8 protein-coding genes are annotated in these 11,680 nt (G+C 45.1%); 7 read left to right on the top strand and 1 reads right to left on the bottom strand.

Annotation, left to right across the window (positions count from 1 at the left end; translation table 11 throughout):
• Positions 1–869: 869 nt before the first annotated feature.
• The 6 genes from KW844_RS23950 to KW844_RS23925 all read left to right on the top strand — a co-directional run bounded on the left by KW844_RS23950 (position 870) and on the right by KW844_RS23925 (position 9,892).
• Positions 870–3,500, top strand: a complete 2,631-nt coding sequence (locus KW844_RS23950; RefSeq protein WP_218379322.1) for a carboxypeptidase-like regulatory domain-containing protein — start codon at positions 870–872, stop codon at positions 3,498–3,500.
• Between the two features lie 42 nt (positions 3,501–3,542).
• Positions 3,543–3,785 carry a hypothetical protein gene (locus tag KW844_RS23945; protein WP_218379321.1) on the top strand — a complete coding sequence of 81 codons (243 nt, stop codon included), beginning with the start codon at positions 3,543–3,545 and terminating at the stop codon, positions 3,783–3,785.
• Positions 3,785–5,659, top strand: a complete 1,875-nt coding sequence (locus KW844_RS23940; protein WP_218379320.1) for a S9 family peptidase — start codon at positions 3,785–3,787, stop codon at positions 5,657–5,659. The genes KW844_RS23945 and KW844_RS23940 overlap by 1 nt, the downstream gene beginning before the upstream one ends.
• A gap of 196 nt (positions 5,660–5,855) precedes the next feature.
• On the top strand, positions 5,856–6,458 hold the full coding sequence (locus KW844_RS23935) for a PAS domain S-box protein (RefSeq protein WP_218379319.1): 603 nt from the start codon (positions 5,856–5,858) through the stop codon (positions 6,456–6,458).
• Positions 6,459–6,542: 84 nt separating this feature from the next.
• On the top strand, positions 6,543–7,274 hold the full coding sequence (locus KW844_RS23930; RefSeq protein WP_218379318.1) for a hypothetical protein: 732 nt from the start codon (positions 6,543–6,545) through the stop codon (positions 7,272–7,274).
• A gap of 71 nt (positions 7,275–7,345) precedes the next feature.
• On the top strand, positions 7,346–9,892 hold the full coding sequence (locus KW844_RS23925; RefSeq protein ID WP_218379317.1) for an alpha-L-rhamnosidase: 2,547 nt from the start codon (positions 7,346–7,348) through the stop codon (positions 9,890–9,892).
• Positions 9,893–9,994: 102 nt separating this feature from the next.
• On the opposite strand, the gene KW844_RS23920 is transcribed toward KW844_RS23925, so the two are convergent.
• A complete protein-coding gene (locus KW844_RS23920) occupies positions 9,995–10,846 on the bottom strand; it encodes an NAD(P)-dependent oxidoreductase (protein ID WP_218379316.1) in 852 nt (283 codons plus the stop codon).
• A 165-nt stretch (positions 10,847–11,011) separates the two neighbouring features.
• Here KW844_RS23920 and KW844_RS23915 point away from each other — a divergent pair, with 165 nt between their 5' ends.
• Entirely contained in the window at positions 11,012–11,605 is a 594-nt protein-coding gene (locus KW844_RS23915) for a porin family protein (RefSeq protein ID WP_218379315.1), read from the top strand.
• The last annotated feature ends 75 nt before the right edge of the window (positions 11,606–11,680 follow it).

The following is an 11,680-nucleotide window of genomic DNA, read 5'->3' as shown; positions in this document are numbered from 1 at the left end:
GATACATCAATCACTAAAATAGTGATATGTAATCATAAATAAATGGTTGTCAGTATCTTGTTAAAAAATCAAAAGAAAATATATAAAAGAAAATGGTCGGAAGAAATTTCTTCCGACCATGACTAGGTTTGGCTCCGATTTTTTAATTTTAAAGCATATACAGTTTTATGAGGGCAGACGATTTTCTATCAGACGATTTCTTAAGCAGTTTTAGACTGGATTTGCAACAAAAAAATGGACAAGTTATTAAGCTGCTTGTCTTAGAATAGATTTACCAAATTCTTCGGGGGTTAAATATCCTAGCACAGAATAATATCTTTGATAGAATGGTGAGACTCTAATTATCAATTTGATTCACAGGTTTTTAGAATCACACACTTAGTTGAATAGTTCACAAAGCAAATTCTCCTTCCGATTAGATGAGGATGTACTTAAAAGCTTTACCCTAACTTTGCGGGTGGCATCAGATAGAATGAACCTAAACTATTTGATTTTAAAAACTATCAGAATTAATAATCGATTTGATTCCCCTAATATTGAATTTATTCACTTCTGAAATAATTCTGAAATTAAGGACTCCTTTTATACTCCAGCTATCAGATACAGAAAAAAATCAACCCTAATTACTAGTATTTAAAATAGCATCCAAGAAAATAAGCCAAAGGCTTTTTTTTACACATCCCAACATTCTGAAGAAAAACGTTGAAGGTTAGACCGCTACATTTCTATTCACCAACTGTTGAAGCATATCTTGAGCAATGCATCCTCAGAAAAAAGAAAGCCTTACACGTTCAATTTATCCTTCTTTCCCTTACTGAATTCTTACTGCATTGTAATGTTATATTTTGTTCCATCTGAATATATGCTAAATGAGGAGAATTATTGTTTTGGTCACATTATTAACCTTGATTTCTCAGGTTGCCGCTGCTCAAGAAAAAGCTAACTATATCTTAAAAGGAATTGTGTTAGATTCTAATACACAAAAGCCAATTCAAGGAGCCTTAATAGGAATTAGGACTTCAAAATCTAGTATTACAACTTCATCTGATAAAAGTGGAGCATTTACAGCTATCCTAGATTTAGGCGAGATGACAATATCAATTTCACAGTATGGTTATCACAATAAGACTCTATCTGTTAATATAAATGATAGCTCAATTAATCTAGGAACTATTTTGCTCAAAAGCTTGTCCTTTGATTTAAACGAATATACTGTGAAAGGCAAAAGTACAGTTGCCAGAATAAGTAAGGATACAATGGAATTCAAAAGTATTTCATTTGAGGTAAAAGAAAATGCACAATTAAAGGAATTGTTAGAAAAAATACCAGGATTAGAAGTTTTTTCTGATGGAACGATCACTTACAATGGTCAAAAAATCGAAAAAATTCTATTGGATGGCCAAGATTACTTTGGCACGAATATTTTTTTAGCATTAAGAAGTATAAGCGCCGAACTTATCGATAAACTCCAAATAATAACCACTGACAATGTAACTGCTGGGCTTGGGTTGATAAATGGTCTTGAAAAAACAAAAATATTAAATCTTACTATTAAAGATTCTCAAAAAAATAAGAATACAGGAAATGTACAAGCGGGTTATGGCACTTCAAACAGCTATTTAGGTAATTTGATTCTAAATCAATTCGGGAAAAAAAAGCAACTATCATTTTTAACAAATATAGATAACATTAATAATATTCAGGATAGTAAAACAAAAATATTAACTGGGGTAAATAAAACTAAAGAGGCAGCAGTTAATACCAGTTATATCCTTAACCCATTAAATACCATTTCTGTTAACATTATTTATTCTTCCGTATCTGGGATCAATAACAATAAGACTAATCGTGAATATATCAATATGAATCCTACAGGAATCAGTTCCCAATCTTCAGAGAGCAAAACAAATTCCTACAGATTAAGTATAGATATCAAACACACTCTAAACAGTGATAGCCTATATCACATATCTCAACGATTCCAAATAAGAAATAATGGGAAAAATATAGAAAATATTAGTTCCTATACGAACAGTTTCCCGAGTGATGAATTAAAGGTATCGGGAACATCTCACAATAATTTAAAATCCAACAATACTACATATTCATACCTTACAGATTTTCTAAGAAAATTGAATAATAGCAAGGGGATATTTACACAGTCGATCTCTGCTCAAATAGGAAATAGTAGAGACTTTTTTGATTATCTATCAATATACAATCATAAATCAGGTGACTCTAGCTTCATTACCACTATTAACAATATTAACCCAATTAAGAATAAAAATGCTGGGATTTCTGCCATTAGTACTATCAATTACAAAATAACAAAAATATTCAGCTTGACTGGTTTCTACAGCGTATCTTATAGCCGAGCATCAAATAACAACAGAGTATTTGATAAGGATTCAAATAATATAGGACAGATAAAACCTGTAGATTCTTTGGATAATATTTGGAAATATACATTCAGACAAAATTTCATTTCACTAGGACTTAATACAAAAAGTAAAATATTTGAAGGAAGTATTTATTTAAACTGGTTAATAAGAAACCAAGTAATTCTTCCTATAACGACTACTCCCTTGAGTATTAATTGGAATTTTTTATATCCTAGAATAGACCTCACGTATTACCTGAATCCATCTACTAGCATTGCACACTCTTTCTATTATGAACCAATCACTATTTCCCCATCGCAACTTCTAACGACCCAAAATTTTCAAAATCCCTTAATAATCCAGACAGGAAATCCAGATTTAAGAAATCCTATAAAGCGAACCTTTGTTTTAAGATTTTCACGTTTGGATACCAAAACTCTGTCAAACTTCATCACAATATTACTATGGGCCAATACTAACAAGAAAATTATTAATAATGTAATCTTCGACTCCCTCGGTCGCCAAGTCCTCACTCCCATCAACCTGGACCACTCCCGCATGCTCTCCTGGGGCACCACTTGGTCCAAACCCTTCTTCAAACGCCGCCTCGTCATCAACCTAAACAACAACGTCCTCTACGCCAACGACCCCGTTTCCGTCAGCGGTATCCTCGGCACCAGCGAGTCACTGAGCATCACGCCACGTGTGTCTATCAATTACACCAAAAAAGAGCTAATAGACATCCAAAGCAGCTTCAGTGCTAACCGCACCTACAGCACCTACAACATCGGCAAAATCACTAAGAACGAAGTCTCCTCCTTCAACATGAACCTGGATGTTACCGGCTACCTGCCGCTCGGTTTTATCGCGGGGGTGAAGTACAACAAGGTAGTTACTTCCGGGCTTTCCGCCGGCTACAACCGCTCCGTGGATTTGCTGAATGTATTCCTCTCCAAGCGCCTCCTCAAAAACAAAATGGAAATTAAAGCCCAGGGCTTTGATATCCTGAACAACAACAATAGTTTCAGCAGAACCTTCACCCCTACCTACTTCGAAGATACCCAGAACACCGTACTACAGCGCTTCTTCATGGGCTCCATCATTTACTACATTAAGTAGCCACTGTTGCCCCAATGCACCCACAACTCCTACATTCAACCTATGAAAAAAGCAAAAATCCTCCTGTCTGCAATAGGCTTGATTGCAGTCATTGCTGGTGCGCTGGCTGCCGGTGTTACTCCCAGCTGTAAAGTTTACGTGGTAGACCCTAAGGATGGGTTATGTACACTTGAAATGGAAGGTTCACTAATGAATAACGGCGGCAAGGAGATCACGATCACCAGGGCAACAGATACCTACACCACCGAGTGCGACATACAAACTATTTACTCCTGCGTCCGCTGATGAGAGCACTGCTACTGATAACGCTACTGCTTGCGACCCAAACACAAGCGCAGACCTGGCTGCCCACCCTCCGCCACGACACCCTCCTGGCCCGTCCCGTTGAAAACGCCCCGGAAATTATCGTGGCCACCAACTGGCAAAACAAACGCATCATCTCCACGCTACAGCATTATGCCTACTACATGGAAACTAGCCAACAAAAGGCGGCACCACAAAACCCCGTCATCTGGTTCAAACAACCCACTACCACCACCAACCCTCAAACCGCGCTGATCGACCTAAAAACAGGCCGCACCATCCCCATGGGAGATACCCGCTCCCTCCTGATACGCACCTACGGCGATACCGTACTAATGCTAAAGCAAACGGACAAACGAATACTGGAATTTACGCAGTTAAGTACCGGCGCCAAACACCAGATCACCAACGAAAAAATCGTGAACGGTGCCATGTCCAAAGGGCTCTCGCCGGACGGGCAACTGATCGTGTACTACGACAACAACGCCTACCACTGCTATCACATCTCCCAAAACCAAACCCAAACCATTACAAAAGATATTCATACCGACCTCCATTACATTTACCGCAACGACCTGTTCACCTCCCCGCGCGGCATCGCCGGTTGGAATAGCACAGGCACCAAAGTCTATATTTACGACGCATTCGACCTCTGGGAGGTAGATCTGAACAACAACACCCCGGCGGTCAACCTCACCAAAGGCTACGGCGCCAAACACCGCATCCTGTTTAGCGTACAAACATTCACACCAAATAAGCCGCTGGAATTTCCGCTCATCCTCAGCGCTTTTAATATCGATAACAAGCAAAACGGCTGGTACAAGCTCACCAAAGGAAAGGAGCCCGAACTGCTCACCATGGGCGACTACCAATACGATATCAAGGACAACCCCTATGTGCCGGACGGCAGCAACTTTCCGCCCATTAAAAGGAATGATTCTATTATTGTACGGCGACAAAGTGCCACCGAAGCCCCTAACCTCTTTTACACAAAAGATTTCAAACACTTTACCCAGCTTACGTTTAATCAACCGGATCATAAATACACAGCGCAACTCACAACTTACAACACCCTGGACAGCCAGCAACGCCAGGCCATCCTCTACAAACCCACAGACTTCGACTCCACCAAAAAATACCCGGTGATCGTACATTTCTACGAACGCAAATCCGATGCGCTCAACAGCTACCTTAAAACAGCGCCACTCACCAGCGGCTGCAACATCAACATTCCCACCTACACCCAAAACGGCTACCTCGTTTTCGCGCCCGACATATTTTACACCCCCGGTGATCCCATGCAAAGCGCCTACGATGCCGTACTCGGCGCAGCCGAATACCTCGAAAAATTAAACTTCGTAGATCCGAAACGTATAGGCCTGCAGGGATGCAGCTGGGGAGCCATACAAATCAATTACCTGGTAACACATACGAATAAGTTTGCGGCAGCGGTATCAGCAAGTGGTATAGCTGACTGGATAAGCGCCTATAACTCCCTGGTCAACAACGGCCGCCCCAACTCAGAAAACTTTGAAAACGGACAATTCCGCATGAAAGCAACACCCTGGGATATACCGGAACAATACCTCAAGAATTCCTCCCTCTACGCAGCCAACAACATGAATACTCCCCTGCTGCTTATGCATACCACCAACGACGGCGCCTGCCCCTTCACCAACATCCTCTCCTTTTTCCTGGCGCTGAGGCGACTCCAGAAACCCGCATGGCTGCTGCAATACAGCGATGGTAACCATGGCCTCACCGGCACGTCAGCAACCGATTTCAGTGAACGTATGCAAGCGTTTTTTGACCACTACCTCAAAAATGCAACTCCAACTGATTGGCTTTCGGATTAACAAGTGAATAACGAATCGTTTACAATTTATATCAAACTGTTTCCCGACATTTGATTCATCCTAAACGAAAAAGAATTGTCAAGGATGCAGATTGCCATAGTGCAACATTGTATTTACACGTATAGATGAAAAACTGTCAAAACCCTTTTGACAACCTCAAAAAAATCAGCTTTTTAAAATTAGTTAAACCCAAAAAATGAAACATTTTGAAGACATCCGTTTCAAAGAAGTAGTCACCATTGGACTTACTTTATTACTTAGCATCAGTGCTGCCGCTTACGCATTCCAAATCATGATATTCTGGGTGGCAGGCATCACTTCCGTTGGTATTGGATTGCTGGCGCTTTCCATCACCTGGTACACCTTCTCCAAATACGCGGAGGAAAGAGAAAAATACTACGAGAAATTGACCGACGACACCATCATGGCTTTCAAAACTACCTTTGAATCCGAACTGGACGACGGCCCTCCGGAAGTAGGCGTATTCTGCATCGATAAAGATTACAACTTCTGCTACATGAACCGCGAAATGCGACGCATATGTGGCTACAAATACCGAGAAATTGAAGGCAGGAAATGGACATTTATGTGCTCCCGCCCCCTGGCAACCTGGCTCAATAATATAGTTACCAGATGGGTAGATGATATCATGCCAATTGTCCGACCATACATCACTATCAGGACCAAAAGTGGTGAATACGTAAGACTGCTGGCCTTCATCTCCCTGATGGAACAACCGGACAATAACACAAAGTTTCAAGTAATTGTAAACATTGCGCCATTGGACGAAGACGAATAATCACTTATTTCTTTTAGGGAGCCCTGCACAATGCAGGGCTCTTTTTCACCTGTAGCCCCCATACATTCAAATGCCATGAAGGACATGACATTACATTTTCTTCCAAGTCTGAACGACTTCAACCTGCTTTTTAATCAAATCACCAAAGCACACCTTGAACACCTGCAGCTCCTCAATAAATGGCATACCGACATCCGTCAGGAATGCGATAAATTGATGACACAAATGCAAGGCGGTATAGATGCAACACCTGATAACAGCAAATACTACCCCGCCATGCTCGAAAACCTCTCCCACACCATGGAATTCTATGACGCCATCAACGGCTTCAGAGAAGCCTTCCATATGTTCGTGGAAGAAACCAATGAACAACTATCCTGCTTCAGCACCCACTGGAACGGACACCTGGAGCGACTCGCCATCAACTACGTAGCCAACTACCTCAAAAAGGTATACGAGGTACATACCTCCTACATTAAATTTAAAAGATGCTGGGGCAACGGCGCCAACGCTTTCGTAGAAGCAGACATGATAGCCATCAACGATACCCACCTCTTCATCACCGAAGCCAAAAAATCACTCAAAGAGGAAAACTTCTATAAAACACTCTATAACAGAGACCGCCTAAAAGAAAGAATGCCGGAATATAAACACCTGCACTTCCAGCCACTGTTCATCTGCGAAACCGTAGAAGACAGCGTAGCACGCAAAGCAAAAGAAAGCGGCCTGTGGATACTCCGCTACCGCGGATTTGACGCCAACTACCCCGTCAATACCTTTGAATGGCTCGGCACGCAAGGCCCCGCCAAACTGTAATCCACACATCAATTTTATTATACCTTACCAGATAGCTTTTCTATCTTCCCGGAAATATGCTGTATTCCGGTATGAAATATATTACCCTACTCGCTCTCTGCTGCTGCCTCCAGGCTACTGCCCAAACATCGAAAAACCTGCGATGCGACTACCTCACCAATCCCATCGGTATCGATAATCCGCACCCACGCCTCTCCTGGCAATACAACAGCACTACCGCCAACGCACATATCCAGGTCTATCAAAACAACCAGCTACGCTGGGATACCACCACACCAAACAACTACATATCCTATTCAGGCCCCGCCCTGCAACCTTTTACCACCTACCAGTGGAAAATAAACGGCACCACCGCCTCCTTCGAAACCGGCATGATGCAACCCCATAACTGGCAGGGAACCTGGATATCTGACCACCACCCCATCTCCCATAAACCAGCCCCCCTATTCAGAAAAACATTCAACAACAACAAAACCATCGCGGCGGCACGCGCCTACATCGCCGCCGGCGGCCTCTATGAACTGCATATCAACGGCAAAAAAATCGGTCACCACCTGCTCGATCCCATGTATACCCGGTTCGATCGCCGTACACTATACGTCACCTACGATGTTACCAACAACCTCCAAAACGGCAACAACACCATCGGCGTTATCCTCGGCAACGGCTGGTATAACCACCAGTCCACCGCTGTATGGAACTTCGATAAAGCCCCCTGGAGAAACCGCCCCACCTTTTGCCTGGATCTTCGTATAACCTTTACCGATGGCACCACTACCACCATCAGCACAGGGAAAGACTGGAAAACAGCCACAGGGGAAATCGTGTTCAACAGCATCTATACGGGTGAACACCACGACCTCCGCCAGCAACAAGCCAGCTGGGACCTGCCGGCATTCAACGACAGCGCCTGGCAACCGGTGACCCTCCGCGCTGCCCCGTCCAATAATATAGTGGCACAAGCGATGGTGCCCATCACTGCCGATACAGTACTACAGCCAGCCACCATCCACCGCTTCAGCGACACCAATTATATATTCGACCTGGGCCGCAATATCGCCGGCGTCAGTAGCATCACCCTCAATGGCCCCGCCGGTACTGTTGTGCAACTTAAACATGCAGAACAACTATACCCTAACGGTCACGCAGATATTTCCAACATAGATGTCCATTACCGCCCCACCGATAACACCGATCCTTTCCAAACAGATATATACATCCTCGACGGTAAAGGCCCCCATACCTTTACGCCAGCCTTCAATTATAAAGGCTTCCAATTTATTGAAGTCACCAGCTCCCAGCCCATCACACTCACGAAAGAAAGTCTGCAAGGAATTGTCATGCACAGCAACGTAAAGCCCATCGGCAACTTTCAGTCGTCCAACACCCTCCTGAATAAAATATGGGCCGCCACCAACAACTCCTACCTCGCTAACCTCTACGGCTATCCCACGGATTGCCCGCAACGCGAAAAGAACGGCTGGACCGGCGACGCACATATCGCATCTGAAACGGGACTCTATAACTTCGATGCCATCACCGTCTATGAAAAATGGATGAACGATCACCTGGATGAACAACAGCCCAATGGCGTGTTCCCTTCCATCATTCCCACCGGCGGCTGGGGATATGAATGGGGCAACGGGCCCGACTGGACCAGCACCATCGCTATTATCCCCTGGAATTTATATTTGTTTTATGGAGATACCACCGCCCTCTCACACTGCTACCCCGCCATCAAACGGTATGTAGACCAGCTCACCGCCCGCAGTCCGGACGGCCTCTGTGCCTGGGGACTGGGCGACTGGGTACCGGTTAAATCCGTAACACCGGTGACCTTCACCTCCACCGCGTATTATTTTACTGACGTCACCATTCTGGCAAAAACTGCTAAACTATTGGGTTATGAAGATGATCACCGCCACTATACCCAGCTGGCTGATGTTATTAAAACTGCTTTCAATAAAAAATACCTGGACCCACGCTCAGGCATATACGATAAAGGCCTGCAAACGGAACAGTCAGTAGCCCTGCATTGGAACCTGGTGCCGGATACCCTCCGCAGCAAAGCCGCCGCCGCACTCGCCGCCCGCGTAAAAGCGGACAGCCTCAAACTGGACGTAGGCCTGCTAGGTACCAAAACCATCCTCAATGCGCTCAGCGATAACGGCTATATCGACCTCGCCTACCAACTGGCCGCCTCCGAAAAAGAACCCTCCTGGGGATGGTGGATTAAAAATGGTGCCACCACCCTTTACGAAAACTGGCCCATCAATGCAAAATCGGACCTCTCCCGCAACCATATCATGTTCGGTGAAATTGGCGCCTGGCTGTATAAAGCACTGGCAGGTATTAAACCGGACGAAAAATCACCCGGATTTAAAAGCATTATCATCTCCCCAAAATTCCCTGCCGGACTAAACAACGTGCAATGCACACATACCTCCATGTACGGGGATATAACTGTAGCATGGGAAAGAAAAGGAAAGGATGTTTTACTAACGGTGGAATTGCCGGCCAATACTACGGCCAGGGTTATACTAAGTAAGGAAGTTCAGCTGAACAAAGCAGGGAAACATTTGATTCGCATCAACAAAGAAAACGTACAACTCTTGTAACGGAGTATCCTTCGCCCGCAGCGAAGGATACTCCGCTTCCTGGTGAGGGCCGCAGGCTCTCACCAGGAAGCTGTTAACCAACATAACAGTGTGTTTACAGGCTTATTTGATGGCGCCGCTGCCGATGATGGTCCAATCCTGGTCACCATGGCCTTTTGCGATCCACTGGTCCATCACCTGCGCGATGGCCGGAATAATATTCAGTGGCACCCCTGCCTGTGCGGCCTCCTGTATAAACAGGCCGGTATCTTTACGGGCCATGTTGAGCTCCCAGGAAGGCTGACTATAATCGCCGCCGGTCATACGCTGTATACGCGTAGGCAACGTGTTGGCGGGGTTCCATACCTTAAACAATTCCGACACCGCATCCACCGGTACCTCCAGCGCTTTAGCCAGGGCAAAGGTATCTGCCAGGCCAGCAGTGAAGGCCACGAGGAACAGGTTGCCGATCAACTTCAGGCTCGCAGCGCGACCCGTTTCATCACCGAGGTTTAAAAGCTTGCCCGTCATAGGTGCCAGCAGCGGTTCCATTTTGGCAATGAGCGACTGATCACCGGACAGCAGCATAAAGCCACTACCTTCCAGTGCATTGGCAGGCCCCATAAATACAGGTGCATGCAGGTAAGTAAACCCTTTGGCCTCCCAGGCAGCAGTGCGGGCGATGGCGCCTTCGCGACTGGTAGTGGTATGATCCACAATGATGGCGCCGGGCTGTAAGCCGGGCAATGCGTTTGCCAAAACCTCGTCTACAGCGGCATCGTCTTTTACTACGATGTGTACGCGATCCGCGCCGCGTACGGCATCTGCCACCTGTTCAAAGGCAACAGCACCCGCTGCTTCCAGTGCTTTGGCTTTTGATGCGGTGCGGTTCCAAACCTGCACGGCTTCTCCCCTTTTAAGTAAGGCTTTCACGAAATTAGAACCCAAAAGGCCCATTCCTAAAAATGCTATCATAAGTCTGTGTTTATTATCTCTTTACCATTTAAAGATAGCAAAAAACCGGACGAGGGAATTCTGTCAGTAATAGCTAAAATCTTCCCGATGGTCTATTTGTACCCACAATACTCCTTTACTGTTGGTATGTTGCTGATATCAATACCAGTTTAAAACACCAATTTTATGAGTAAGCGGATCATCTTACCCCTGCTACTGATTGTGGGATGCCTGCATGCCTACGGACAAGGACTGCATTTCGGTGCCAAAGCCGGCACCAACCTATTCAAGGTTACCGGCGAAGGCATCAAGCCCGGCTATAAACCAGGAATACAGCTGGGATTACTCAGCTCCTGGGACTTCAACAGCAAAATTGGCGTACAGGCCGAACTGCAGTATACGCAGGCCAATGCTACCCGCGACGCTAACTTTTCCGCCAAGTATATCAACACTAACAACCCGGATGGAAGCGCAAAGGTTCAACTGGGCTATGTCACCATCCCCCTGCTGTTAAAGTATAACCTTAACCGTTACTTTACCCTGAATGCAGGGCCTGAATACCAGATTCTTTTTTATAGCAATGAAGACCTCCTGCTGTACAACCGCGATGCGTTTAAACGCAGTAATTTCGGGTTGTCCGCAGGCTTAACCGTGAACGTGCAGCCCGTGCATTTCTACGGCCGGTTTGTACAGGGGCTTTCCAATATCAATGGGATTGATAACCGTTATGAATGGAAGTCGCAGCAGATACAGCTGGGGATCGGGGTGGATATTAAATAAAAAGTTCCCGTAGAGCCGGAATGCTTCCGGCTCCTCGCTCGAGGAGCCACAAGCATTGTGGCTCTACGGTGTGTT

Source organism: Chitinophaga sp. sic0106 (assembly GCF_019219075.1).
Taxonomy (GTDB): domain Bacteria; phylum Bacteroidota; class Bacteroidia; order Chitinophagales; family Chitinophagaceae; genus Chitinophaga.
This window is presented reverse-complemented; position numbering and strand designations above follow the sequence as displayed.